21 protein-coding genes and 1 riboswitch are annotated in these 25,433 nt (G+C 66.4%); all 21 genes read left to right on the forward strand.

What is annotated here, in order from left to right; all coding sequences use genetic code 11:
• Window positions 1-374 precede the first annotated feature (374 nt).
• The 21 genes from MJO58_RS13570 (at window position 375) to MJO58_RS13670 (ending at window position 25,430) form a co-directional block, all read left to right on the forward strand.
• A complete protein-coding gene (locus tag MJO58_RS13570; RefSeq protein ID WP_276553226.1) occupies window positions 375-1,610 on the forward strand; it encodes a PPE family protein in 1,236 nt (411 codons plus the stop codon).
• A 173-nt stretch (window positions 1,611-1,783) separates the two neighbouring features.
• Window positions 1,784-2,083 carry a PE family protein gene (locus tag MJO58_RS13575; protein WP_036469081.1) on the forward strand — a complete coding sequence of 100 codons (300 nt, stop codon included), beginning with the start codon at window positions 1,784-1,786 and terminating at the stop codon, window positions 2,081-2,083.
• 10 nt (window positions 2,084-2,093) lie between these two features.
• Window positions 2,094-3,308: a PPE family protein gene (locus MJO58_RS13580; protein WP_276553227.1), complete on the forward strand. Its 1,215-nt coding sequence runs from the start codon at window positions 2,094-2,096 to the stop codon at window positions 3,306-3,308.
• Window positions 3,309-3,604: 296 nt separating this feature from the next.
• Window positions 3,605-4,834 carry a PPE family protein gene (locus MJO58_RS13585; protein WP_276553228.1) on the forward strand — a complete coding sequence of 410 codons (1,230 nt, stop codon included), beginning with the start codon at window positions 3,605-3,607 and terminating at the stop codon, window positions 4,832-4,834.
• 422 nt (window positions 4,835-5,256) lie between these two features.
• On the forward strand, window positions 5,257-6,486 hold the full coding sequence (locus MJO58_RS13590; RefSeq protein WP_239723118.1) for a PPE family protein: 1,230 nt from the start codon (window positions 5,257-5,259) through the stop codon (window positions 6,484-6,486).
• 88 nt (window positions 6,487-6,574) lie between these two features.
• Complete coding sequence (locus MJO58_RS13595; protein WP_090602175.1) at window positions 6,575-7,804, forward strand: PPE family protein; 1,230 nt, start codon at window positions 6,575-6,577, stop codon at window positions 7,802-7,804.
• A 309-nt stretch (window positions 7,805-8,113) separates the two neighbouring features.
• The gene (locus MJO58_RS13600; RefSeq protein ID WP_090602177.1) at window positions 8,114-8,413 is read left to right on the forward strand and encodes a PE family protein; all 300 of its coding nucleotides are present in this window, start codon (window positions 8,114-8,116) and stop codon (window positions 8,411-8,413) included.
• 232 nt (window positions 8,414-8,645) lie between these two features.
• Window positions 8,646-8,942 carry a WXG100 family type VII secretion target gene (locus MJO58_RS13605; RefSeq protein ID WP_090602180.1) on the forward strand — a complete coding sequence of 99 codons (297 nt, stop codon included), beginning with the start codon at window positions 8,646-8,648 and terminating at the stop codon, window positions 8,940-8,942.
• 48 nt (window positions 8,943-8,990) lie between these two features.
• Window positions 8,991-9,275: a WXG100 family type VII secretion target gene (locus MJO58_RS13610; protein ID WP_036469090.1), complete on the forward strand. Its 285-nt coding sequence runs from the start codon at window positions 8,991-8,993 to the stop codon at window positions 9,273-9,275.
• 91 nt (window positions 9,276-9,366) lie between these two features.
• The gene (locus MJO58_RS13615; protein ID WP_090602183.1) at window positions 9,367-10,269 is read left to right on the forward strand and encodes an ESX secretion-associated protein EspG; all 903 of its coding nucleotides are present in this window, start codon (window positions 9,367-9,369) and stop codon (window positions 10,267-10,269) included.
• Between the two features lie 261 nt (window positions 10,270-10,530).
• Window positions 10,531-12,042 (forward strand): type VII secretion integral membrane protein EccD, encoded by a 1,512-nt coding sequence (eccD, locus tag MJO58_RS13620; RefSeq protein WP_090602187.1) that lies wholly within the window; start codon window positions 10,531-10,533, stop codon window positions 12,040-12,042.
• The gene (locus MJO58_RS13625; protein WP_239723272.1) at window positions 12,020-13,903 is read left to right on the forward strand and encodes a S8 family serine peptidase; all 1,884 of its coding nucleotides are present in this window, start codon (window positions 12,020-12,022) and stop codon (window positions 13,901-13,903) included. Before eccD ends, MJO58_RS13625 begins: the two co-directional genes overlap by 23 nt.
• 19 nt (window positions 13,904-13,922) lie before the next feature.
• Window positions 13,923-15,122 (forward strand): type VII secretion protein EccE, encoded by a 1,200-nt coding sequence (eccE, locus tag MJO58_RS13630; RefSeq protein ID WP_090602193.1) that lies wholly within the window; start codon window positions 13,923-13,925, stop codon window positions 15,120-15,122.
• Window positions 15,119-16,951: a type VII secretion AAA-ATPase EccA gene (gene eccA, locus MJO58_RS13635; protein ID WP_239723119.1), complete on the forward strand. Its 1,833-nt coding sequence runs from the start codon at window positions 15,119-15,121 to the stop codon at window positions 16,949-16,951. The genes eccE and eccA overlap by 4 nt, the downstream gene beginning before the upstream one ends.
• Window positions 16,952-17,083: 132 nt before the next feature.
• A riboswitch (M-box (ykoK) riboswitch) is annotated at window positions 17,084-17,256 on the forward strand.
• 351 nt (window positions 17,257-17,607) lie between these two features.
• On the forward strand, window positions 17,608-18,807 hold the full coding sequence (locus MJO58_RS13640) for a PPE family protein (protein WP_276553229.1): 1,200 nt from the start codon (window positions 17,608-17,610) through the stop codon (window positions 18,805-18,807).
• Window positions 18,808-18,828: 21 nt separating this feature from the next.
• The gene (locus tag MJO58_RS13645; protein WP_239723120.1) at window positions 18,829-20,022 is read left to right on the forward strand and encodes a PPE family protein; all 1,194 of its coding nucleotides are present in this window, start codon (window positions 18,829-18,831) and stop codon (window positions 20,020-20,022) included.
• A 6-nt stretch (window positions 20,023-20,028) separates the two neighbouring features.
• A complete protein-coding gene (locus tag MJO58_RS13650) occupies window positions 20,029-20,379 on the forward strand; it encodes a DUF732 domain-containing protein (RefSeq protein WP_239723121.1) in 351 nt (116 codons plus the stop codon).
• Between the two features lie 1,086 nt (window positions 20,380-21,465).
• Window positions 21,466-22,701, forward strand: coding sequence for a PPE family protein (locus tag MJO58_RS13655; RefSeq protein WP_090602205.1), 1,236 nt, complete (start codon window positions 21,466-21,468; stop codon window positions 22,699-22,701).
• A 5-nt stretch (window positions 22,702-22,706) separates the two neighbouring features.
• Entirely contained in the window at window positions 22,707-24,098 is a 1,392-nt protein-coding gene (locus MJO58_RS13660) for a PPE family protein (RefSeq protein ID WP_239723122.1), read from the forward strand.
• A gap of 35 nt (window positions 24,099-24,133) precedes the next feature.
• The gene (locus MJO58_RS13665) at window positions 24,134-24,457 is read left to right on the forward strand and encodes a DUF732 domain-containing protein (RefSeq protein ID WP_090602213.1); all 324 of its coding nucleotides are present in this window, start codon (window positions 24,134-24,136) and stop codon (window positions 24,455-24,457) included.
• A gap of 262 nt (window positions 24,458-24,719) precedes the next feature.
• Window positions 24,720-25,430 carry an MgtC/SapB family protein gene (locus MJO58_RS13670; protein WP_239723123.1) on the forward strand — a complete coding sequence of 237 codons (711 nt, stop codon included), beginning with the start codon at window positions 24,720-24,722 and terminating at the stop codon, window positions 25,428-25,430.
• The last annotated feature ends 3 nt before the right edge of the window (window positions 25,431-25,433 follow it).

Below are 25,433 nucleotides of genomic sequence, written 5' to 3' on the forward strand. Positions count from 1 at the left end.
GTGAATAGTTGGCTTCGCCGGTCGGTGGCTGGGGTATAAGCCATTAATGTTTTTCACGAGCGGCAGTTCAGCCCAAACGAGCTGTCGCTTGGTTGCTGGTAGTGGGGGGTAATCGAGGCGGGATGGGCATGACGTTCCTGACCAACTGTCCGGGAAACACGGTGGTCGAACACCGTGCCGGGGATGGCGAGCGGATGCACCAGGACCTACCGGATTGCCTGCTCAATGGGTTTGCTAACTCGTGGGTTCGACTGGCTTCCAGGGGGTCGGCGGTCAGGGGATAGCAGGTCTGAGGCAGCCGCTAACGGTTTGTAAAGGTTCTTACGCGATAGCCGAGATTGCCACCGCAATCCCGGCCAATTGAGGAGGACACGGTGTTGGACTTCGGAGCGTTACCGCCCGAAATCAATTCCGGTCGCATGTATGCGGGCCCGGGATCGGGGCCAATGATGGCCGCCGCCGCAGGCTGGGACGCGCTTTCGGCGGAACTGGCCATAGCGGCCAGCGCATATAACTCGGTGATTTCCGAGCTGACCAGCGGACCGTGGATGGGGCCCGTCTCGCAGCGGATGCTCGCCGCGGTGCTGCCGTATATGACCTGGCTCAGCTCGATGGCGGCCGATACAGAGCAGACCGCGATGCAAGCCCGGGGGGCGGCCGCCGCATTCGAGGCGGCGTTCATGGCGACGGTGCCACCGCCGGTGATCGCGGCCAACCGCGTGTTGCTGGCGACCCTGATCGCGACCAACTTCTTCGGCCAGAACACCCCGGCGATCGCCGTCACCGAAGCCCAGTACATGGAGATGTGGGCCCAGGACGCCGTCACCATGTACAGCTACGCGGCCGCGTCGGCGATCGAGGCGGAAGTGCCCCCGATCACGTCGTCTCCGCAAACCACCACCCCGGACGGGACGAACAACCAGGCGCAAGCCGTGGCAAAGGCCGCCTCCGAGCCGGCGGGCCAGTCGGGTCAGACGGCGGCCAACGCCGGCACGCAGCTGGCCTCCAACAGCACGGTGCCGCAGATGCTGCAGCAAGCCTCGGTGAACGCCCCGGCGGCAGCGCCCCAGCAGCTCGCCGCCGCGCAGGATCCGCCCTGGTGGCAGGGATGGTTCACCATCCCCACACCGGACAACCCCAATGGTTGGTCTCCAGGCTTCTTCAACACGCTGCGCCAGGGCCTGCAGGCCTACTTCGGCGTCGGTCTTGGGGCCTTCGGTTACCAGATGCAGCAGCAGTTGACCTTCGGTATCGGTACCACGGCCGGTGGTAGTGGTGCGTGGTACCCGACGCCGCAGTTCGCTGGTTTGGCCGCGCTCGGCGGCGGCCACCCTGGCGGCGTCGCGGCCACCGCGCACCTGGCCTCCTCGGTCAAGGTCGGCGGACTTTCGGTCCCCAACACCTGGGCCGGTGCGGCACCCGCAGCCATCGAAGAACCAGCCATCCATGCGACCACGGTGAACTACGCCACCAGCGCCGCCGGGCCCGCCAACAACGGGATCCTGCAGGGCATGCCCATGACCGGTACCGGCCGACGCGCCGCCACCGGCTTCACCCACAAATACGGGTTCAAGCGCAACGTGCTTGTCCGTCCACCGTCCGCGGGATAACGGCCATGAGCATGTGGAATCTCGAGGAACAGAAGTGACCGCCAGATGAACAGAGATTGTCCGGTTCTGAACAGTTCGCATGGACAGGGCAAGTCCAACTGCGAGCGAACTAACGTCATCATCAAGAAAACCCGCCGGTGCGCGCACCGGACGGTTACCGAGGAGGGAATCACATGTCGTTTGTGACAACGCAGCCAGAAGCGTTGGCGGCGGCGGCGAGCACGTTGCAGGGGATCGGTTCGGCGCTGACCGCCCAGAATGCTGCGGCCGCGGCTCCGACAACGGGTGTGGTACCGGCCGCTGCCGACGAGGTGTCGGCGCTGACCGCGGCGCAGTTCGCTGCACACGCCCAGATGTACCAGGCGGTCAGTGCACAGGCCACCGCGATCCACGAGCAGTTCGTCAACACGTTGAGCATGAGCTCGGGATCATATGCGCTGACAGAGGCGGCCAACGCGGCCGCCGCGGGCTAAGGGGATCACGATGATCGATTTCGGAGCGCTACCTCCAGAAGTGAACTCTGCGCGCATGTATTCGGGTGCGGGTTCGACGTCGATGACCACGGCGGCCTCGTCCTGGCGTTCGCTTGCCGCGGAGCTGAACTCTGCCGCGTTGGCCTACGACAACGTGATCACCCAGCTGTCGAGCGAGGAGTGGCTGGGGCCGGCTTCGGCCGCGGCGGTCCAGGCCCTGACCCCGTACGTGACCTGGATGAAGACCACCGCGGCCCAGGCCGAGGAGGCTGCCCAGCAGCTCGACTCGGCCGCCGTGGCTTTCGAGACGGCGTTCGCCTCGTCGGTGCCGCCGCCGCTGATCGCGCAGAACCGGGCACTGCTGACCCAGGCCATGGAAACCAACGTGCTGGGTCAGAACACCGGGGTCATCGCACAGCTCGAGTCGCAGTACGGCCAGATGTGGGCTCAGGACGCCAGCACGATGTACAACTACGCCGGGCAATCGGCTTCGGCGACCAAGGTAACCCCGTTTACCGCGGCGCCCGAGGTCTCTACCCAGGACGCGGGCGCCAAGCAGGATGCCGCGACGTCGGCGGCGGCCAGCACCGGGGCGGGCAACGCGGCGCAGACGACCGCGCAGGCGATCACGCAGACGCCGCAGGCGCTGCAGGCCGCGGCGGCACCCGCGGCGGCGACCTCGTCCAGCGACCTGCTTACCCAGGGGTGGTTCCTGCTGACCGGCCAGACCGTGCTGCCGAGCAGCTTTGCCACCTTCGTGAACGGTTTGAGTCCGTTCGTCGGTTTCGCCTATAACACCGAGGGTCTGCCGTACTTCTCCGTTGGTATGGGTAACAGCGGCGTGCAGATCGCCAAAAGTACTGGTGCCCTCGGGGGTGCGGCCGCCAGCGCGGCGTCCGCGGCACCCAAGGGGTTGGCGGGTCTGGGCGGCATGCTCGGCGGCGGCGCCCACGCGGCGCCGGCGGTGTCAGCCGGTCTGGGCAACGCGGCCTCGGTCGGCCGCCTGTCGGTGCCGGCCATGTGGTCCGGAGCCGCTCCGGCGGTCAGCCACGCGGCGGCGGTACCCGTCAGCGCCATTACCGCGGCCCCTGAAGCCGCCGGCTCGGGCAACCTGCTCGGTGGTATGCCGCTGGCCGGCATGGGCGCCGGCCAAGGTTTCGGCGCCTCGGGTCCGCGCTACGGTTTCCGTCCCACCGTGATGGCCCGCCCGCCCTTCGCCGGGTAACCATCTGATTCGCTGCGAATGCACGCATGACGGCCGCAGGGTCGTCATGCGTGCATTTTGTTTGCCCCGACTCGGTTCGAGCGACCGAAACCCGGCGCAGTTGAGCGGGTTTCACGTGCCCTAGTGCTCTCACGTTCCGAGTCACAGGTCCCAGACTGCCAGCGCGTCACACGGCGCGGCAACGGATCCGGCCACCCGACAACGCCCGTCGTCACAAGCCGAAACTCGTAGACCCGCTGGGCTATTCGCGATGGAATCGACACGCGCAATCTGACCAGGATCCGGGAGGCTTAGTCATGTCGATTGATTTTGGGGCGTTGCCGCCAGAGATCAACTCTGTGCGCCTATATGGGGGTGCGGGCGCGACGTCGTTGATCACGGCATCCTCAGCGTGGAACTCCCTTGCGGCCGAGTTGAATTCGGCCGCAAGAGGCTACGAGAACGTGATCACTCAGCTATCGAGTGAGCAGTGGCTGGGGCCGGCCTCGGCGAAGGCCGTCCAAGCCCTGACGCCGTATGTGACGTGGGTGAAAACCACTGCGGCCCAAGCCGAAGAGGCCGCCCAGCAGCTGTCCGCGGCCTCCGCGGCGTTCGAGACCGCGTTTTCCTCGGCCGTGCCCCCGCCGGTTGTCGCGCAAAATCGCGCGCTGCTGGTCCAAGCCATGGCAACCAACGTGCTCGGCCAAAACAGCGGGCTGATCGCTTCGCTCGAGTCGCAATACGGTCAGATGTGGGCGCAGGACGCCACCACGATGTATCGCTACGCCGCTCAGTCGGCCTCCGCGACCAAGGTGACGCCGTTCAAATCGGCGCCCGAGGTCACCGACCCCGCCGGCCAGGCAAAGCAGGGCGAGGCGACCTCGTCGGCGGCCGCAACCGGAGCCGGCGATGCCGCGAACTCGACGGCCAATGCGATCACCCAGACACCCAGCACGCTGCAGTCGGCGGCGACGCCCGCGGCGGCTGCTGCGGCGGCCACCACGCCCACGGACCCGTTCACCGAACTGTGGTTCCTGTTGACCGGACAGACGACGTTGCCCACCAGCTTCGCCACGTTCGTCAACGGTCTGAGCCCGTTCGCCGGTTTCGCCTACAACACCGAGGGTCTGCCGTACTTCTCCGTTGGTATGGGTAACAGCGGCGTGCAGATCGCCAAAAGTACCGGCTCCCTCGGAGGTGCGGCCGCCAGCGCGGCCGCGGCGGCACCCAAGGGCTTGGCCGGTTTGGGCGGCATGCTCGGCGGTGGCGCGACCCATGCGGCGCCGGCGGTGTCAGCCGGTCTGGGCAACGCGGCCTCGGTCGGCCGCCTGTCGGTACCGGCCGTGTGGACCGGCGCCGCGCCGGCGATCAGCCATGCCACGGCCGTGCCGGTCAGCGCCATCAGCGCGGCTCCCGAAGCCGGCTCGGGCAACCTGCTCGGCGGCATGCCCCTGGCCGGCATGGGCGGCGCCCACGGTGTCGGCGGCTCGGGCCCCCGCTACGGCTTCAAACCGACGGTCATGGCCCGGCCCCCCTTCGCCGGGTAACGGGTCGAGCGGCCGCTGCACCGACGGGCTGACGCCGACGTGACCGTCATGGCTGCATTTTGCCGCCCCGGAAGCAGCGGTGCCCGGCGGGTTTTATCCGCGGGCGGATTTTTATCCGCCGGTCGCGTTCTCGCACCGTCCGTCTCACCCGTCGCCGTTGCGCTCGGCGGCGGCCGCATCGCCGCGCATCTGGCATTTGCCCAGGTGATGGCCCGCATTCGCGATGCGGTAAGCCACCGGTGTGATCTTGTACCCCTGTCGGATAGCGTCACGGGTCCGGCTGCCGTCGCCCGATCGGCCGACTCACGCGGCCGCAGCCGCCGGGCCGCGCGCCTTAGCCTCGCAACCAACCATTTCGGTCAAGGTCGTCGAAAAATTCCAGGTGCGAGGAACATATGCCGTTCGAGCCGGGCGCTGCGTAGATGGACTACGGTGCCGTTCCGCCAGAGATCACTTCGGCCCTGATGTATACGGGTCCGGGGTCGGGTCCGCTGATGGCCGCGGCCGCCGGCTGGGATGGGTTGGCGGCAGAGCTGGCAACCGCGGCCAGCGGCTACAGCTCGGTGATCTCCGAACTGACCAGCGGGCCGTGGATCGGTCCGACGTCGGCGTCGATGATTTCGGCGGTGTCCCCATTCGTGAGTTGGCTCGGTGCCGCTAGCACCCAGGCTGAGGAGACCGCCGCGCAGGCCCGGGCCGCCGCAGCCGCGTTCGAGGCGGCGTTCATGGCGACGGTGCCCCCGCCGGTGATAGCGGCCAACCGCGTGTTGTTGGCGACCCTGATCGCGACCAACTTCTTCGGCCAGAACACCCCGGCGATCGCGGCGACCGAGGCCCAGTACCTGGAGATGTGGGCCCAGGACGCCGCCGCCATGTTCGGCTATGCGGCCGCATCGGCGCTCGCGACGGAACTGACCCCGTTCACGCCCTCCCCCCGGACCACCGACCCGGAGGGGACGACGGACCAGGCGCAAGCGGTGGCAAAGGCGGTCTCCGAGCCGGCCGGTCAATCCGGGCAGACCGCAGCCAACACCACCACGCAAGCGGTCGCCACCAACGCCGTTCCGCAAGCAGCGCAACAAGTTTCGACCAACGCGGCTGCCGGTCCTTCGGCCACGGCGACCGATCCGCCGTGGTGGTCCAATTGGTTCACCATCCCCACTCCGGACAACCCGATGGGATGGGGTCCCAGCGTCCCGCAGACCATCTTCAAACAGCTCAGCGGCCTTCCCTACTTCGGGACGGGTTTGGGCGCCTTCGGCTATTCCATCCAGCAGCAGACGACGTTCGGTTTGGGAACGACGGCCGGCGCCAGTGGCGCGTGGTATCCGACGCCGCAGTTTTCCGGCCTGGCCGCGCTGGGCGGTGGCCACCCCGGTGGCCTCGCGGCCACCGCACACCTGGCCTCCTCGGTCAAGGTCGGCGGACTCTCGGTCCCCAACGCGTGGGGCAACGCCGCACCCGCCGCACTCGAAGAGCAAGCCATCCATGCCACCACCGTCAACTACGCCACCAGCGCGACCGGACCCGCCAACAACGGTGTCCTGCAAGGCATGCCGATGACCGGCGCGGGGCGACGCGCCGCCACCGGCTTCACCCACAAATACGGCTTCAAACGCAACGTCCTTATCCGACCACCATCGGCAGGATGACTCGTGCCCACTCGATCCACCCTCGTGCAGTCACCCATCAGCGATTCACACCACCGTGCAGTCCGCTCAGCATCCAGGAGGCTCAGCTATGTCGATTGATTTTGGAGCGTTGCCGCCAGAGGTCAACTCTGCGCGTCTATACGCGGGCGCCGGCTCGACGTCGTTGATCGCGGCGGCCTCGGCATGGAATTCCCTTGCTGCCGAGCTGAATTCGGCTGCGTTGGGTTATGAGAGCGTGATTTCCCAATTGTCCAGCGAGGAGTGGCTGGGCCCGGCTTCGGCCGCCGCGGTCCAGGCGCTGACGCCGTATGTGACGTGGGTGAAAACCACTGCGGCCCAAGCCGAAGAGGCCGCCCAGCAACTGTCCTCAGCCTCGGCGGCGTTCGAGGCCGCGTTCGCCTCGGTGGTACCGCCGCCGGTGATCGCGCAGAACCGGGCGCTGCTGACCCAGGCTTTACAAACCAACGTGCTGGGACAGAACACCGGCGTGATCGCGCAACTCGAAGCCCAATACAGTCAGTTCTGGGCACAGGACGCCGGCACGATGTACAACTACGCCGGGCAGTCGTCGTCGGCGACCAAGGTGACCCCGTTCAAGTCGGCGCCCGAAGTGTCGACTCAGGACGCCGGGGCCAAGCAGGAGGCGGCGACCTCGGCGGCTTCGAGCTCCGCGGCTGGCAACGCCGCGCAGACCACGGCCAATGCGATCACTCAGACACCCAGCACCCTGCAAGCCGCGGCGACACCCGCCGCGGCCGCAGCCGCCGCCACCACCACCACGGATCCGTTCACCCAGGCGTGGTTCCTGCTGACCGGGCAGACCATTCTGCCGAGCAGTTTCGCCACCTTCGTGAACGGTTTGAGTCCGTTCGTCGGTTTCGCCTACAACACCGAGGGTCTTCCTTATTTCAGTGTCGGTATGGGCAACAGTGGTGTGCAGATCGCCAAAAGTACCGGCGCCCTCGGAGGTGCGGCCGCCAGCGCGGCGTCCGCGGCACCCAAGGGCCTGGCGGGTCTGGGCGGCATGCTCGGCGGCGGCGCCCACGCGGCGCCGGCGGTGTCGGCCGGTCTGGGCAACGCGGCCTCGGTCGGCCGCCTGTCGGTCCCGGCCGTCTGGTCGGGGGCGGCGCCGGCGGTCAGCCACGCGGCGGCGGTACCCGTCAGCGCCATCAGTGCGGCCCCTGAAGCCGCCGGCTCGGGCAACCTGCTCGGCGGTATGCCGCTGGCCGGCATGGGCGGTCAGGGCGGTATCGGCGCCGCCGGCCCGCGCTACGGTTTCCGCCCCACCGTGATGGCCCGCCCACCGTTCGCCGGCTGAACAAAAGCAGCAGCTCGGGCGCGATGCCGGCGACGAGATTTTATGCCCGCGGCCGCCAGCACGGACCCACGGCAACGTCCCTGCCTGCGGGCTTTCGACAACGAGGGAGGTCAGACCGTGCCAGTCCTGTGATTTCGCTGCTCAGGGGCCGCAAACTAGGCCTTACGCTGTTACTGTGTCGTTACTAAAAGTGAATTTGCCGTACCGTTCCGTGAACAATTGCGAACGGGCAGTCCACGGATCAGGCTTTGTGGATCACGGTCAACTACTCTCATCAGAGAGTTTGGGGATTATGGAGGAGGAAAAATCATGTCGTTCGTGACGACACAGCCGGAGGCTTTGGCCGCGGCAGCCGGGACCCTGCAGGGTATCGGGTCTGCTCTCAGCGCCCAAAACGCGGCTGCGGCGGCCCCGACGACCGGGGTAGTGCCGGCGGCTGCCGACGAAGTTTCAGCGCTCACCGCGGCTCAGTTTGCCGCACACGCGCAGATGTACCAGGCCGTCAGCGCCCAGGCTACGGCGATTCACGAGCAGTTCGTGAACACGCTGTCGATGAGCTCGGGCTCTTACGCCGCTACTGAAGCAGCCAACGCGGCCGCTGCCGGCTAACTGGTTTCTGCATTTGAGGCTAAGGACACCCACATCGAAGTGGGTCACGCCAGCCGCCCAGCGGTCGGGCAAACCGTTTGCTGATGTAGACGGTCCGGTGGGTACTGGCTAGGAGGGGGATCATCCTTAGGTGTTCGGTCCGGCAGTTGCGTCTCGCTTGTAGCTGATCGGACCCATCCACTGTCCAACACAACAAAATCTCGACTCGCAAGTAAATAAGGAGAAAGGCAACATGGCAACACGTTTTATGACCGACCCGCACGCGATGCGTGCGATGGCGGGCCGTTTTGAGATGCACGCGCAGACGGTGTCGGATGAGGCTCGCAAGATGTGGGCGTCGTCGATGAACATCGCCGGTGCGGGCTGGAGCGGTCAGGCTCAGGCCACGTCGTACGACACGATGGGTCAGATGAACCAGGCGTTCAACAACATTGTCAACATGCTCCACGGCGTGCGTGACGGACTGATCCGTGACGCCAACAACTACGAGACGCAAGAGCAGGCCTCGCAGCAGGCCCTCGGCCACTAGTCGTAACAACTACGGCTGCGTAACCTTCAGACATTAGGAGAAAACGCTATGAGCATTAACTACCAGTTCGGAGATGTGGACGCGCACGGTGCCCTGATCCGCGCGCAGGCCGCTTCGTTGGAGGCCGAGCACCAGGCCATCGTGCGTGATGTGCTGGCTGCCGGTGACTTCTGGGGTGGCGCCGGTTCGGTGGCGTGCCAGGAGTTCATCACCCAGTTGGGTCGCAACTTCCAGGTGATCTACGAGCAGGCCAACCAGCACGGGCAGAAGGTGCAGACCGCGGGCAACAACATGGCCAGCACCGACAGCGCCGTCGGGTCCAGCTGGGCCTGACACCCGAAACTCCAGGCGCGGCAGCACACCGAACGACTGGTGTGCTGCCGCGTCCTGCGGTTACCGTGCACGACGACCATCCGGGGTACTAATGGACCAACAGAGCACACGCACCGACATCACCGTCAACGTCGACGGCTTCTGGATGCTCCAGGCGTTACTGGACATTCGCCACGTCGCTCCCGAGCTGCGGTGCCGGCCCTATGTATCCACCGATAGCAGTGACTGGCTCAACGATCACCCAGGTATGAAGGTGATGCGGGAGCAGGGCATCGTCGTCGGCGACGATGTCAATGAAGAAGTAGCGGCGCGGATGCGGGTGCTCGCCGCGCCCGATCTCGAGGTCATCGCCCTACTGTCGCGGGGAAAGCTGCTCTACGGTGTGGTCGATGACGAAAACCAGCCCCCAGGCTCGCGCGACATCCCGGACAACGAGTTCCGGGTCGTGTTGGCCCGCCGCGGGCAGCATTGGGTCTCGGCGGTGCGGGTCGGCGCCGACATCACCGTCGACGACGTCGCCGTCGCGGACAGCGCGTCGATCGCCGCCCTCGTCCTGGACGGCCTGGAGTCGATTCACCACGCCGAGCCCGCCGCGATCAACGCGGTCAACGTTCCGCTAGACGACATGCTGGAAGCCACCAAGTCGTGGCAAGAGTCCGGCTTCAACGTGTTCTCCGGTGGCGACCTGCGCCGGATGGGCATCAGCGCTGCCACCGTCGCCGCGCTGGGCCAGGCGCTTTCGGATCCGGCAGCCGAGGTTGCTGTGTATGCGCGCCAATACCGCGACGACGCCAAGGGCCCCAGCGCCTCGGTGCTGTCACTAAAGGACGGTTCGGGCGGCCGTATCGCCCTTTATCAACAGGCGCGGACCGCAGGTTCGGGGGAGGCCTGGCTCGCCATCTGTCCGGCGACCCCGCAGCTAGTGCAAGTCGGCGTCAAGACCGTGCTGGACACGCTTCCGTACGGCGAATGGAAGACCCACAGCAGGGTGTAACGAGAAGTATCAAATGTTAAGGCTTGTAACGCTTTTGAACTCAGGGTGCGGCCAAGCCACGAACAGGTCATACTGCTCTATGAATAAGCAGCAAATAATAAAAGTCAGTGTCAGCGGATTCACCAATCGCGAGGCGGGGTAAATGGAGTTGGAAAAGGTCGAACTACTACTTTCCGAAGCCTCGGTAAGTAGGTCGACAGAGCCCTTCGCGCGATTGGCGAGCCGGAGCCACACGTTCACCACGACAGGGGGTGCAGCCCGATGACTGCGGTAGCTGATGCGCCACAGGCTGATCTTGAGGGAATCTCACAGCCACGGGCAGTCGTAGTCGGCATCATGGCCGGCGAGGGCGTCCAGATCGGCGTCCTGTTGGACGCCAACGCCCCGGTGTCGGTGATGACCGACCCGCTGCTGAAGGTGGTCAACAGCCGCCTGCGCGAGCTCGGCGAGACGCCGCTGGAGGCGACGGGCCGCGGCAAGTGGGCGCTGTGCCTGGTCGACGGCTCGCCGTTGCGCGCCACCCAGTCGCTGAGCGAGCAGGACGTCCTCGACGGCGACCGGTTGTGGATCCGGTTCGTGCCCGACACCGAAAAGCGCTCGCAGGTCATCGAGCACATCTCCACCGCCGTCTCGCAGAACCTGAGCAAGCGGTTCGCCGCGATCGACCCGGTCGTCGCCGTGCAGGTCGGCGCCGCGATGGTGTCCGGCGGCGTCTTGCTCGCCACGCTACTGCTGGGCTGGTGGCGCTGGCACCATAACTCGTGGCTGACCACGATCTACGCGGCGGTCATCGCCGCGGTCGTCCTGGGCGTTTCGATGATGCTGCTGATGCGGGCCCAGACGCAGGCCGATCGGCGCGTCGCCGACATGATGCTGGTAAGCAGCCTGGCCCCGTTGTCGATCGCCGCGGCCGGAGCACCACCCGGCGGGGTGGGATCTCCGCACGCGGTGTTGGGCTTCGGCGTCCTCACCATTGCCGCGATACTCGCCCTCCGGTTCACCGGACGCAGGCTGGGGTTGTACACCGCGATCATCACCGTCAGTTCGCTGACGACGATTGCGGCCCTGGCTCGCATGATCGCCATGACCAGCGCCGTGACCATGTTGACGACCATCGTGCTGGTCTCCGTGATCGGCTACCAGTGCGCCCCGGCCATGGCGCGTCGGCTGTCTGGTATCCGGTTGCCGGTGTTCCCGTCGGCGACCAGCCGCTGGGTCTTCGAGGCCCGGCCCGATCTGCCCACCACCGTGACTCGCACCGGTGGCGGCCCGCCGGTGCTCGAGGGACCCGCGTCGGTGCGCGACGTGCTGCTGCAAGCCGAACGTGCCCGGTCATTCCTCTCGGGCCTGCTGCTCGGCTTCGGCGTGCTGATGGTGGTCTCGTTGGCAGGGCTGTCGGACCCGCACACCGGGCAACGCTGGCTGCCGCTGCTGCTGGCCGGTTTCAGCGCCGGGTTCCTGATGCTGCGCGGTCGCTCCTACGTGGATCGCCTGCAGGCGATCACCCTGGCCGGCACGTCCGTGATGATCGTCGCGACGGTCGTGGTGCGGTACGCGCTGGAACTGCAGTCGCCGCTGTCGGTGTCGATCTGCGTGGGGATCCTGGTGGTGCTGCCCGCGGCCGGCCTGGTGTCCGCAGCGGTCGTGCCGAACAGCATCTACAGCCCGCTGTTCCGCAAGTTCGTGGAATGGATTGAGTACGTCTGCCTGATGCCGATCTTCCCGCTGGCGTTGTGGTTGATGAATGTCTATGCAGCGATCCGGTACCGGTAACGGCAGGGTGTGGCGTAGGCGCGCATCTCGTGCGGCGATCGCCGCACTCCTGCTCACATCGGGTTCACTAGCCGGGTTACCACCCGCCTACGCAATATCGCCGCCGACGATCGACCCGGCGGCGGTGCCGCCGGACGGTCCGCCGGGGCCGCCGGCGCCGATGAAGCAGAACTCGTACTGCACCGAGGTCGGGGTGCTGCCGGGCACCGATTTCAAGCTGCAGCCGAAGTACATGGACATGCTGAACATGCAGGAGGCATGGCAGTTCGGCCGCGGCGCCGGAATCAAGGTCGCCGTCATTGACACAGGCGTAACCCCGCACCCGAGGTTTCCGCACTTGATCCCCGGCGGGGACTACATCATGGGCGGCGACGGGCTGTCCGACTGCGACGCGCACGGCACCATCGTGGCGTCGATGATCGGTGCGGCACAGGCAAACGGCGCGGCGCCGCCGCCGGTGGCGGGACCGCGCAAGCCGGTGACGATTCCAACCACCGAGGCGCCGCCGAAAGCGCCACCGCCGCAGACGGTGACCCTGTCTCCGTTACCCCAGACGGTGACCATGGTTCCGGCCACGCCGCCATCCGAGGGCCCGCCGCCACCACCGTGGGCACCGCAGCCACCGCCGTCGGAGCCCGCGCCGGCACCCGCCGCGCCTGCCGCACCGGCCTCGCCGTCGCAGGCTCCGCAGGGAGCACCGCCGGGGCCGCCACCGGCGCCAGCGGCTCCCGGCGCCGCCAACCACGGCGGCGGGACGGTGACAATCCCGGCCTACTCCGGCGGTGGGCAGACGATTCAAGTCGGCAATCCGCACCCGCTGGCGCCGACGCCTACGCCCGCACCCCCGCCGCCCCCGGCACCGCCCCCGTCCGCGGGGCCCGATGCCTATAGCGGCATCGCCCCCGATGTCGACATCATCTCGATCCGCCAGTCCAGCCAGGCCTTCGGTCTCAAGGACGCCTACACCGGCGATGAGGACCCGCAAACCTCGGCGAAGATCACCGGCGTCGAGACGATGGCACGGGCCATCGTGCACGCCGCCAACATGGGGGCCTCGGTGATCAACATCTCCGACGTGACCTGCATGAGTGCGCGCAACATCGTCGACCAGCGGGCGTTGGGAGCGGCCGTCCGCTACGCGGCGGTCGATCGCAATGCCGTCATCGTCGCCGCCGCCGGCGACACCAGCAAAAAGGACTGCAAGCAGAACCCGATCTTCGATCCGCTGAAGCCCAAAGACCCACGCGACTGGAACGCCGTCACGACCGTGGTGACGCCTTCCTGGTTCAGCGACTACGTCTTGACCGTCGGCGCGGTGGATTCGGAGGGTCACCCGCAGACCCAGGGCAGCAATGGGCAGGGCCCGTCGAGCGTTGCCGGACCGTGGGTGGGGATCGCCGCGCCCGGAACCGACGTCATCGGGCTCTCGCCGCGCGACGACGGCCTGATCAACGCGATCGATGGACCGGACAATTCGCTGCTGGTCCCCAGCGGCACCAGCTTCTCGGCCGCGATCGTGTCCGGGGTGGCCGCACTCGTGCGCGCCAAGTACCCGCAGCTGTCGGCATATCAGGTGATCAACCGGCTGGAGCGCTCCGCGCGCGCACCGGCCCGCGGTGTCGACAACCAGCTCGGTTACGGTGTCGTCGACCCGGTAGCGGCACTGACCTGGGATATTCCCGACGGCCCGCTCAAACCGCCGCAGCAACTGTCGATACCGTTGAACGTGCCGAAGGCGCCTCCGCATCGCGACATGCTGCCCGTGTGGGTGGCGGCCGGGGGATTGACCGGAGCACTCCTGATAGGCGGCGCTGTGTTCGGTATCGCGACGTTGATGAAGCGTCGCAGGCAGCAACAATAAGGGCGGAGCAGGAACTGCAATGAAGGCTCAGCGCAGGTTTGGGTTGTCTTTGTCGTGGGCGCGGGTCACGGTCGTGTTCTTGGTGGTCGTCGGGATCCTGTTGATCGCCAGCCACTGCCCCGAGTCGTGGCAGGGCAAGTACCACATCGCCTGGTGGGTGGGTGTCGGCATCTCGGTGATCATCACGTTGCTGTCGCTGGTCACCCATCACGGCCTCACGGTGACGTCCGGGCTGGCCGGTTGGCTCTGGGACTGGTCCGCCGACCCGGGCACCACGCTGGCTGCGGGTTGCACCCCAGCGCTCGACTACCAGCGCCGATACGGGCGCGACAAGGTCGGGGTGCGCGAGTACGACGGCCGCCTGGTCACCGTGATCGCGCTGGACGGCGACGACGACGGGGCAGCGCGCCACCACCGCCAGAAGAGCGCACCGCCGGCCAGCCTGCTGGTGCGATCGGTTGCCACCGGGCTGCGCCAGTTCGACGTCAACCTGGACGGCATCGACATCGTGTCGGTGCAGATCCGCCGCGGCGGTAACGCCGCCGAATTGTCCAAGCTCGACAAGTTGGGTCCCGAGGAGTGGGGACTGGTCAGCGATCAGCCCGCCTCGTACGTGCGCCGCACCTGGCTGGTGCTGCGGATGAACCCGCAGGCCAATGTCGCCGCGGTAGCGGCCCGCGATTCGCTGGCTTCCACGCTGGTCGCGGCCACCGAGCGGCTGGTCCAGGATCTCGACGCACCGGGCTGCGCGCCCCGGCCCCTGACCTCCGAGGAGATCGCCGAGGTGGACAGCGCCGTGCTGGCGGACCTGGAGCCGACCTGGAGCCGCCCCGGCTGGCGTTACCTCAAGCACTTCAACGGGTTCGCGACCAGCTTCTGGTTGACGCCGTCGGACATCACCACCGAGACGCTGGAGGAGCTGTGGCTGCCTGACGCCGAGGCGACCGTGGTGACCATCCAGCTCACCGCCGACGACGGCTACCCCCAGGTCTCCGGGTGGGTGCGTTATCACAGCGACAGCCGGTTGCCCAGGGGAGTGTCGTCGGGACTCAACCGGCTCACCGGCCGGCAGCTTGCCGCGGTGCGCGCTAGCCTGCCTGCTCCGACGACTCGCCCACTGCTGGTCGTGCCCACCCGAGGGCTGCTGCCCGACGACGACTTAGTGCTTCAGGTGGGCCAGGTGCGGGAGGGCGCTGAGCGCTTGCTCGCGGGTCAATGAGCCGCCCGCAATCGACGGCGGAGGACGCCCGCAACGCAATGGTTGCCGGCCTGTTGGCGTCGGGAATCTCCGTCAACGGTCTTCAACCCAGCCACAACCCGCAAGTCGCACTGCGGATGTTCACCACGGCCACCACGCTCGACCCGGCGATGTGCGACGCCTGGTTGGCGCGGCTGTTAGCGGGTGACCAGAGCATCGAGGTGATCGCCGGAGCCTGGGCGGCGATAAGCACGTTCGGCTGGGAAACCCGTCGGCTCGGTGTCACGGAAATGCAGTTTCATCCCGACGTCTCCGACGGGCTGTTTCTGCGCCTGGCGGTGCTCAGCGTGGAATCGCTGGCGTGCGCGTACGCCGCGGTGCTCGCGGAGGCAAAGCGCTTCGAGGAAGCCGCCGAGCTGCTCGACCGAGTCGAACCCCGCCAGCCCATCGACGAAGAGCTGATCGCCTACGTGCGGGGGATTCTTTACTTCCGCGCCGGACGATGGCCGGACGTCCTCGTGCAATTCCCCGAGGTAAAGATCTGGCGTAACCCGGAATTGAAGGCGGCCGGCGCGGCCATGGCGACCACGGCGCTCGCGTCGCTCGGCGTCTTCGAGGAGGCGGTGCGGCGCAGCCAAGACGCCATCGAGGCGGATCGGGTTCCGGGAGCGGCCAACGTCGCGCTGTACACCCAGGGCATGTGCCTGCGGCACCTCGGGCGCGAGGAAGAAGCCGTCGAGGTGCTGCGCCGGGTGTACTCGCGCGACCCGAAGTTCGCCCCCGCCCGCGAAGCCCTGGACAATCCCAACTACCAGTTGGTGCTCACCGATCCGGAAACCATCGAGGCCCGCACCGACCCGTGGGACCCGGACAGCGCACCGACCCGCGCGCAGAACGAGGCGGCCAAGCAAGCCGAGACGGCGGCCAAGTACTTGGAAGAGGGCGATGCGGAGCTCAACGCCATGCTGGGCATGGAGCGGGCGAAGCGGGAAATCAAACTCATCAAGTCCACGACCAAGGTGAACCTGGCCCGGGCCAAGATGGGTCTTCCCGTGCCGGTTACCTCGCGCCACACCCTGTTGCTGGGACCGCCCGGAACGGGAAAGACCTCGGTGGCGCGCGCTTTCGCCAAGCAACTGTGCGGGTTGACGGTGCTGCGCAAGCCCGTGGTGGTGGAAACCAGCCGCACCAAGCTGCTGGGCCGCTACATGGCCGACGCAGAGAAGAACACCGAGGAGATGCTCGAGGAAGCGTTGGGCGGGGCGGTGTTCTTCGACGAGATGCACACGTTGCACGAGAAGGGCTACCAACAGGGCGACCCGTACGGCAACGCGATCATCAACACCCTGCTGCTGTACATGGAGAACCATCGCGACGATCTGGTGGTGTTCGGCGCCGGCTACGCCAAGGCCATGGACAAGATGCTCGACGTGAACCAGGGTTTGCGACGGCGCTTTTCGACCGTGATCGAATTCTTCAGCTACACGCCGGACGAGCTGGTCGCGCTGACCCGCTTGATGGGCCAGGAGAACGAGGACGTCATCACCGAGGAGGCGGCCGAGGCCCTGCTGCCGTCGTACACCAAGTTCTACTCCGATGAGAGCTACTCCGAAGACGGGGACCTGATCCGCGGAATCGACACGCTCGGTAATGCCGGCTTCGTGCGGAACGTGGTGGAGAAGGCCCGCGACCACCGCAGCTTCCGCCTCGACGACGAGGACCTCGACGCGGTACTGGCCAGCGACACCACCGAATTCACCGAGCTTCAGCTACTGCGGTTTAAGGAACTCAGCGGCGATGATTTGCTTGAGGGACTCAGCGCGGCAGTCGCCGAGAAGAAGTCAAGCTGAACGGTCTTCACCACATCCGCTAACACGGCGTCAGGGCGCCCGAATGGAATCGGTGTGGCGGCCCAGTGAATTGTTGCGAACACCTCGCAGCAAGCTTGACTGACTCTGTCTCCAATGCCACGATGGCGTGTGCAAGCACCTCGTTAGGTGAGGCTTCCATTACGGATATAGGCCACTGACCTCAAACGTCGAAAGACGCCCAGGGTCAGGACAGCTCTTCCCGGCTTAAGGGTTGAGCCCAAGTGGCTTCTGGCTTCGGCCGGATACGCAGTGTGGTGCCGAAGCTCTGATGAGAGGGGTGCCGGATCCGGTGAATGCGCCGGGTGTCCTCATCCCTTCGTGCAGAATATAGGCATCTCGGTGTGCCCAGGCCGCAAGGAGGTGAGAGCGAAATTAGTCCCCATAGTCCTTATTCTCGATCGATGACGTTTCGTTCGAGCCGACCCAGGCTTCGCGCTTGCCTATCGGCTTGCACCGAGTCGCCCACCCACATTGCGCAATCGGTGTATGTCCTGGCAAGGGTCGCGCTTCCGGCTCACCCTTATTCCTGAGGAGAACTCCGATGACCTTTGTCAACGTACAGACCACTGCCGGTTCGCGTGCGGCTATAAAGGCAGCCAACGTAGCGGCCACCTGCTAGGCGCCGAGGGGGAATCATGCTGGATTTTGCGGCGTTACCGCCGGAAGTCAATTCGACGAGGATGTATTCCGGCCCGGGGTCGGGGCCGTTGCTTGCCGCTGCGGCGGCCTGGAATGCCCTGGCCGCTGAAATGCGTTCCGCGGCAACCGATTACGAATCGGTGATTCGGGAACTGAGCAGCGCGGATTGGATTGGTCCGTCGTCGGCGTCGATGATGGCGGCGGCCGCGCAGTATCTCGCGTGGCTCAACGCCACTGCTGCGCAGGCTGAACAGGCGGGGATGCAGGCTCATGCGGCCGCCACCGCTTTCGAGGCGGCGTTCGGGATGACGGTGCCCCCGCCGGTCGTTGCGGCCAACCGTACTTTGCTGGCGAACCTAGTGGCCTCCAACATTTTCGGGCAGAACACCCCGGCGATCGCGGCCACCGAAGCCCAGTATATGGAGATGTGGGCGCAAGACGCCGGCGCGATGAACGGCTACGCCACCGCCTCCAACGCCGCGGCGCAGATGACACCGTTCACCTCGCCGCAGACCAACACGACCCCTGATGCGGCAACCGGGCAAAACGAGGCGGTCTCTCAGGCATTGAACTCGGCGGCCGGCAATGCGCAGTCACTGCTGTCGGCGGACCCGGCCAATGACGTCAACGCCCTGGCCGCTCCGCAGGCGTCGGGATCGCTCTACGATTACCTGACGCAATTCTTCGGCAACACCAACAACACGGCCGCGGGCCAGTTCTTGAGCAGTAACTTTTTCGCTAACTCGATCCGGAATGGTTCGCTGGCCGGTGGCCCGTTTAACCCGCAATCCATCATTTCAACCGTCGAGGGCTTCAACTTCCTGCAGACCACGGCGACGACGCTGGGTGGTTTGGACGACTTCACCGGCGGTGCCGAGGCCGCCGTCACCAGCCTGAGCGCCAACTCGGTGGGGTCGGTCAGCGCGGGGGGCGCGTCGGCGGGAATCGGTAACGCGCATCTGGTCGGTTCGATGTCGGTGCCGCCGAGCTGGAGCAATGCGGCCACGATCAGTGCCGGTCAGGGGCCGGCGCCGGTCACCGGGCTCAGTGATATCGGGTCGGCCGGGACGCCGGCTGCGGGCGGGCCGGGTGGGGTGGCCGGGCCGCTGGGGGGCACCGGCAAGCGGTTGCGCCGCGCCATCCCCCGGTACGGGTTTCGGCCCGTGGTCATGCCACGTCCGCCGGCCGCCGGTTAAGAGACGTCAGGAGGAGATGTCATGCTGAACTTTGGGGCGTTGCCGCCGGAAGTCAACTCGGCCAAGATGTATGCCGGACCTGGATCGGGGTCGATGCTGGCCGCCGCGGCGGCCTGGAACGCGATCGCTGCTGAGATGCGTTCGGCGGCAAGTAATTACGACGCGGTGATCCGTTCGCTGGTCAGTGAGGGCTGGCTGGGTCCGGCGTCGGCGAAGATGGCGGCGGCACTGCAGCCGTATCTGCAGTGGATGAGCACCACCGCCACGCAGGCCGAGCAGGCCGGCGCTGCGGCCAACGCGGCCGCTGCCGCCTACGAGGCCGCGTTCGCCGCGACGGTGCCCCCGCCGCTGGTGGCCGCTAACCGCACGCTGCTGGCGAACCTGGTGGCTACCAACATCATCGGCCAAAACAGCGGGGCGATCGCGACGACCGAGGCGCAATACGGCGAGATGTGGGCCCAAGATGCCTCGGCGATGACCAGCTACACCACGGCGTCGCGGGCCGCCACGCAAATGACGCCGTTTAGCGACCCGCAGTCCGACACCAGCGCGGACGCAACGGCGTTGCAGGCCGATGCGGTGACCAATGCCAACGCCCTGGCCGCCCCGTTGGCCGCCGGCGCGGGAAACAACATATTCACGCCCGGCTCGGGTTCAGACACCACCGGACTTTCCGGGTTGCTGAACATTTTCAGCAATTCCAACCCGAATCTGCTGGGGGCTTTCCTCAACAACAGCGTCTCGGGCCTGTCGAACGCCTTTACCACCAACGGCATCCTGAACCCGACGACAATGATAGATCCCGCCGCGACAGCCGTCGCGAACGCCGCCGTACAAGGGGCGACCACCTCAGGGCTGGAGGACCTGGCCGCCGGCCTTGGTGGGGCGGCTGCGGTGTCCTCGACGACCAGCCTGCCGGGCGCGGCCGCCACCGCCGCAGTAGGGCAGGCCAGTCTGGTGGGGGCCCTGTCGGTCCCGCCGACCTGGGCCGGCAGCGGCGCCACCGTCAGCACCGTCGCGGCCACAACGCAGGTCGGCGCCGGGGCCTACCACAGCTTCGGCGCGGCCACCCCGATGGTGATGGAAGAAGCCGGAGCAGTGGGCATGCCCGGCGTGCCGCTAGCCGGCGTTCCGGGGGCGCACGAGGATGAATTCGCCGACCCGATCTACGGGTTCCGGCCCCGCGTCATCGGCCGCCCACCCGCCGCCGGTTAACGACACATGAAAGCCCTACCGCTGCTGACAAGCCTCGCCGCCCTGATCGGCCTGGCCGCACCGGCCCACGCCGACCCGGCTGACGACGCCTTCCTTGCCGCGCTCAACAACGCCGGCATCACCTACCACGACCCGGAGCATGCGATCAAAGCCGGCCAAAAAGTCTGCGACCTCGCCAACTCCGGAACGTCTCAGCTCGACATCATCCGCGACATCCGCGATCTCAACCCATCCTTCACCATGGCTAAGGCCGCCCAGTTCGCCAAAGCCGCCGCCATGGCCTACTGCCCCGAACGCCTGGCAACCGACAGCGGCGGCAACGATCCCCGCAGCGCCGGCACCTATCCCAACAGCTGAGCACAAGCGCCCGCCGGCCTAGGCATTTCTGGCCGTAGGGGTTGCTGCTGCACGCCTGGCCTTCGGTGGTCAACTGCCGGTGCGGGCGGCTCCGCCGCAACGGCGAACGCGCGCAGTCGCGACCGCTCGCCCTCACAGCAAACCTCCAGAAGTCAATAAGCCTGGTAGCAGTTCTACATGTTTACGTTAGGTGAAATGTAGGGGAGCTCAGTATGACCATTGCCTATCAGTTCGGCGCCGTCGACGGCCGTGCGGCGCTGATCCGCGCCCAGACTGCCTCGCCCGAGGCCGATCCTCCCTAGTCCGGCACCGGGGGATGTGCTTGCCGCAGGGGACTTTCGGGACGACGCGAGGGCAATGGCACATCATGTGTCGATTGCCCAGCCGGGCCGGAATTCGAGCACGGTATACCGCCACGCGAATACCTACGGGCGAATAGTCCTAATTGCTAGCGGCATTTTCGCAAAACACCGACCGTGCAGAGGTACGCCATTCCAGATGAATGTAACGTGCATTTCGGATAGTCCGCCCATTCGACCCGCTATCCCGCGCTATCCCGGCATTTTCCCATTTCTATATATGTTTATGCTGAAATTATCTACGGGAGAACAAAAACTCATGATCGCACCGGTAGCCATAGCCTTCGATAGCGGGTGACACGAGTGCGATTGGGGTCGGCCAGACACGACATTCATGGGAATTCTGGATATCCAGGGTCTACTGGGGACGGTGGCTGAATGCTGCCACGATACTGTCTATCCTGGCGTTTTTCCGACGTTGGTGTTAGCTACATCACTTTCATGATCTCACACGAGCGATCCATACATTGACATTTCTTTTTTACCGCGCGATTACCCGAAGGGAACGCATCGCGCATAATTTTTGCCGACAATAATCGCGACATTGTGACCGCGCGTCCGAATCAGGACCGGACGAATTTTAGCCGGGAGAGTACAAACATGCGATCGCTAAACATGTGTCATATAACGTGGATTCGATGTATTTCATTAGAGCTGCGGCGCGTTTGCGGCGGGGCCCGTGAAGCCGGGCCTACCATGGCGACCAAATGAGGGAGCGGAGGTAGAAATGTTGGACTTCGGGGCGTTACCACCGGAGATCAACTCCGGTCGGATGTATGTCGGTGCGGGATCGGGGCCGATGTTGGCCGCCGCCGCCGCCTGGGACGAATTAGCTGCAGAACTGTTCTCGACGGCGGCGCTGTACGGCTCGACGATCCAGAGCCTCTCTGTCGGGCCGTGGACCGGCCCCTCCTCGATCGCGATGGCCGCCGCGGCCGCACCGTACGTGCAGTGGATGAACGCGACGGGGGCGCAGGCCGAGCAGGCGGGTATCCAGGCCAAGCTTGCTGCAGGCGCTTACGAGGCTGCTTTCGCGGCGACAGTACCGCCGCCCGTCGTCGCGGCCAACCGCTCCCTGCTGGCGACGTTGATCGCGACCAACATTTTGGGACAGAACACCCCGGCGATCGCGGCCACCGAAGCCCAGTACCTGGAGATGTGGGCGCAGGACGCCGCCGCGATGTACGGGTACGCCGGGTCGTCGGCGACGGCGTCACGGCTGCCGGCGTTCACCGAGCCGCCGCAGACCACGAACGAGCCCGGCTCGGGGATGCAGGCTGCGGCGATGGCCCAGTCGAGCACCTCGTCGGGCACCAACTCCGCGACACAACTCGTCCAACTGGCGGCCGCGGACCCGGCGGCGACGTCACCCATCACCTTGCCGCCGGTGCCGCCGGCCCTAACCGAGTGGAACAACATCTTCGCGACCATCGCCTCCGGCCCGTACTCCCTGCAGGGCCTGACTTCCATACCCGGTGGTCCCTTCCTGTCGTTCGGTCAGGCCTACGCTTGGGGCCAGAACGGGCAGAGCGCTGCCGCCTACCTGTCCGGGCCGAAGTTCATCAAGGGTGCGTTGGAACCACTGACCAGGGTGCCCAGTGCCGTCCATCCGATGCTGAGCTCCGCGGTCGGTGGCGCGCCGGTGACGGGCTCGATGGGCAGGGCGGCCTTGGTCGGCAGCATGTCGGTGCCACAAGGCTGGACCGAAGCGGCCCCGGCGATCAGAACGCTCGCGACGGTGCTGCCGGCTACCGAGGCCGCACTACCGGCCGCCTCGCTCGCCGGTGAGGGCGGCGTCTTCAGTCAAATGGCGTTGTCCAGCCTGGCTGGACGTGCCATTGCCGCGACCTCTACTCATTCGGTGAGCGGCAATGCCGCGACCGCAGCGGCACTGGGTGGCCTCGTCGCCGAAGCCGACCCGGCCGCCGCAACCATCATCGTGATTCCGGACCTGGAGGACTGAACGACATGTTTTACGCAGCCTTTCCACCGGAGTTCAATTCGGGGCGGATGTACAGCGGGCCGGGTGCGGGGTCGTTGGTGACGGCGGCGTCGGCCTGGGAGAACCTGGCCGCCGAACTGCAGTCCGCGGCGGCCGCCTATGCGTCGGTGGTGTCGAATCTGAGCGGCGGGGCCTGGATGGGTCCGTCGTCGTTGACCATGGCGGCCGCGGCCGCGCCCTACGTGGCGTGGATGCAGCAAACCGCGGCCCAAGCCGCCAAAACCGCGGACCAATTGACGCAGGCCGCCGCCGCGTACGAAACCGCGTTCGCCGCCCATGTCCCACCGCCGCTGATCGCCGCCAACCGTGAACTGCTGACCCAGTTGATGGCCACCAATCTCTTCGGGCAGAACACCGCGGCGATCGCCGCCACCGAGGCGCAGTACGCGGAGATGTGGGCCCAGGACGGCGAGGCAATGGACACCTACTTCGCCTCCGCGGCGACCGCCTCCGAGCTGACGCCGTTCACCGAGGCGCCGCAGACCACCAACCCCGCAGGCACAGCGATGCAAGCGGCGGCCGCACCGACGGCGGCAGCCGCGGCGGCCGCGACACCAGCGGCAGCAGCCGCGGCAACCGCCACCTCGGGCACCCCGCTGGCATTTCTCTCGCAGCTGGCGACCGAGTACACCAACTTCATCAACGGGCTCTTCAACTCGGCCCTTGGGCCCAACGGATCAGCGTGGGTGAACGCCCTCTACACCGCCGTCAGGGGCCCACTCGGCTTTACCACCGGGTTCAACGACATCGGGTTGCTGATCAACTTTCCTGTGTCGCAATGGCTCAAGTTCGCGCCTCCGGTGGCCTACGGTGCACTTCCCAAAGACGCGTTGGGCGCCGGTCTGGGCGCGTTGGGCTTCACCCGGGGGACCCTGTTCGACGCGGTGACCCCGACGGCCGGATTCGCGCGCGGCACCCTGGTCGGATCACTGACGGTCCCGCCCAGCTGGGTCTCGTCGACGCCGGCAATCAGGACGGTGGCCGCCGCCTTGACGGCCGCCGGGCCGGAGGCCATCCCGGCGGCGGCGCTCAGCGAGGGCAGCCTGTTCAGCTCGATGGGGATGGCGGGAATGCTGGGCAGCGCCCTTGGCGCCGGAGGTCCCACCGTGGTAAACGCCAGCGTCCGCAATCGGATGAAACCGCTCAAAGACCTCAAGGATAAGAGCTCGCCGGAACACCTGAAACGGTTGGTGGCACAGATTTCGGAGAAACCCGAAACCGTGCAGCATCACAACGTCGATCAGGAAGGTCTCGACGCACTGCTCGAGCAGCTGGCCAAGAAGCCGGGTATCCACGCGGTGCACCTGAAGAAGGGCAAGTCCAAGGTCATCCCGTCCGAAGATGCCCAAATCGGTTGAGGAACAACCTCATTCAGCACGGAAGAAGGTAACCGATGAAACGGCTATTTGCGGTACTCGGCGTGTTCGCGATGATTGGCCTCGCGGGGCCGGCGTACGCCGAACCAGTGCCGGAACCCGACGGTGACGACGGGGCCTTCCTGGCCACACTGCGCCAGGCCGGCTTCAGCTTTTCCAGTGAGGCCTCAGCCGTCACGGCAGGGCGCGCGGTGTGCTCGTGCCTGAACAACGGCGAGTCCGGGCTGGAGCTGGTGCACGACGTGAAAAATCACAACCCAGGAATGAGCATGGAGATGGCATCGGACTTCGCGCTGATATCGGCGAAGTTCTATTGCCCGCACCAACTTTCGAAAGCGTGATGCGATGGCGCCCGCACTGAGGCGGCCACTGCTTGGTGCTGCCGCGATGACGCCAGCTTCCTTGCGACGGGACCTACTGCCCGCAACGGCTCAACAAACCGTCCTCGGCGGGGTAGCCACGCCAACGCCCGGCTGCGTAGAGGTTGCGCGGGAACGTCCAGCCGGGAACCAGCTTGGCTGGCATCCACCCACTGTTCATGATTAGCTGGCCGCGATCGGCACGGCGGCGGCGCGGCCATGCCGTCGGGGGAAGGAGTCCGGTATGTCGCAGACGCTCAGCGTCGCCGATTTCGCGCTCCGGCTGGGCGTCGGGGTGGGCTGCGGCGCCCTGGTCGGAATCGAACGGCAGTGGCGAGCACGCCGGGCCGGTTTGCGGACCAACGCGCTGGTGGCCGCTGGCGCCACCTTGTTCGTGCTGTACGCGGTCGCTACCCCGGACAGCAGCCCCACCCGGGTCGCGTCCTACGTAGTGTCCGGTATCGGCTTTCTCGGCGGCGGGGTGATTCTGCGCGAGGGCGTCAACGTCCGGGGCCTCAACACCGCCGCAACCCTGTGGTGCTCCGCGGCGATAGGGGTACTGGCCGCCTCCGGAAACTTGCTGTTCACCTTGATCGCCACCGTCGCCGTCATCACTATCCACGTGGTGGGCCGCCCGCTGGGGCGGGTCATCGACCACGACAACGACACTGAGGAAGACGAAGGCCGTCGACCCTTCCTGGTTCAGGCGATCTGTCGCCCAAAATCCGAGAAGTACGCCCGCGCACAGCTGGTACAGCATGCCAGCAGCAACGACCTGACGCTGCGCGGCATCCAGACCGGGCAGTCCGACGACGACGAGATCACTTTGACCGCACACCTTCTCGTGGATGGGCATACACCGGCCAAGCTCGAGCGATTGGTCGCCGAGCTTTCCCTGCAGCCCGGTGTTCGAGCGGTGCAGTGGTATGCCGGTGACGAAGAGCGTGCCGACTGACGA

The sequence above is a fragment of the Mycobacterium lentiflavum genome (assembly GCF_022374895.2).
Taxonomy (GTDB): Bacteria; Actinomycetota; Actinomycetes; order Mycobacteriales; family Mycobacteriaceae; genus Mycobacterium; species Mycobacterium lentiflavum.

Bases quoted from the DNA above. Each gene is read 5' to 3' on its own strand.
- MJO58_RS13645 (WP_239723120.1), top strand. From the start codon at position 18,829: ATGCTGAACTTTGGGGCGTTGCCGCCGGAAGTCAACTCGGCCAAGATG.
- MJO58_RS13670 (WP_239723123.1), top strand. From the start codon at position 24,720: ATGTCGCAGACGCTCAGCGTCGCCGATTTCGCGCTCCGGCTGGGCGTC.
- MJO58_RS13655 (WP_090602205.1), top strand. From the start codon at position 21,466: ATGTTGGACTTCGGGGCGTTACCACCGGAGATCAACTCCGGTCGGATG.
- MJO58_RS13585 (WP_276553228.1), top strand. From the start codon at position 3,605: ATGTCGATTGATTTTGGGGCGTTGCCGCCAGAGATCAACTCTGTGCGC.
- MJO58_RS13625 (WP_239723272.1), top strand. From the start codon at position 12,020: ATGCAGCGATCCGGTACCGGTAACGGCAGGGTGTGGCGTAGGCGCGCA.
- MJO58_RS13610 (WP_036469090.1), top strand. From the start codon at position 8,991: ATGAGCATTAACTACCAGTTCGGAGATGTGGACGCGCACGGTGCCCTG.
- MJO58_RS13640 (WP_276553229.1), top strand. From the start codon at position 17,608: ATGCTGGATTTTGCGGCGTTACCGCCGGAAGTCAATTCGACGAGGATG.
- MJO58_RS13660 (WP_239723122.1), top strand. From the start codon at position 22,707: ATGTTTTACGCAGCCTTTCCACCGGAGTTCAATTCGGGGCGGATGTAC.
- MJO58_RS13650 (WP_239723121.1), top strand. From the start codon at position 20,029: ATGAAAGCCCTACCGCTGCTGACAAGCCTCGCCGCCCTGATCGGCCTG.
- eccE (WP_090602193.1), top strand. From the start codon at position 13,923: ATGAAGGCTCAGCGCAGGTTTGGGTTGTCTTTGTCGTGGGCGCGGGTC.
- MJO58_RS13595 (WP_090602175.1), top strand. From the start codon at position 6,575: ATGTCGATTGATTTTGGAGCGTTGCCGCCAGAGGTCAACTCTGCGCGT.
- MJO58_RS13665 (WP_090602213.1), top strand. From the start codon at position 24,134: ATGAAACGGCTATTTGCGGTACTCGGCGTGTTCGCGATGATTGGCCTC.
- MJO58_RS13580 (WP_276553227.1), top strand. From the start codon at position 2,094: ATGATCGATTTCGGAGCGCTACCTCCAGAAGTGAACTCTGCGCGCATG.
- MJO58_RS13605 (WP_090602180.1), top strand. From the start codon at position 8,646: ATGGCAACACGTTTTATGACCGACCCGCACGCGATGCGTGCGATGGCG.
- eccA (WP_239723119.1), top strand. From the start codon at position 15,119: ATGAGCCGCCCGCAATCGACGGCGGAGGACGCCCGCAACGCAATGGTT.
- MJO58_RS13575 (WP_036469081.1), top strand. From the start codon at position 1,784: ATGTCGTTTGTGACAACGCAGCCAGAAGCGTTGGCGGCGGCGGCGAGC.
- MJO58_RS13600 (WP_090602177.1), top strand. From the start codon at position 8,114: ATGTCGTTCGTGACGACACAGCCGGAGGCTTTGGCCGCGGCAGCCGGG.
- eccD (WP_090602187.1), top strand. From the start codon at position 10,531: ATGACTGCGGTAGCTGATGCGCCACAGGCTGATCTTGAGGGAATCTCA.
- MJO58_RS13615 (WP_090602183.1), top strand. From the start codon at position 9,367: ATGGACCAACAGAGCACACGCACCGACATCACCGTCAACGTCGACGGC.
- MJO58_RS13590 (WP_239723118.1), top strand. From the start codon at position 5,257: ATGGACTACGGTGCCGTTCCGCCAGAGATCACTTCGGCCCTGATGTAT.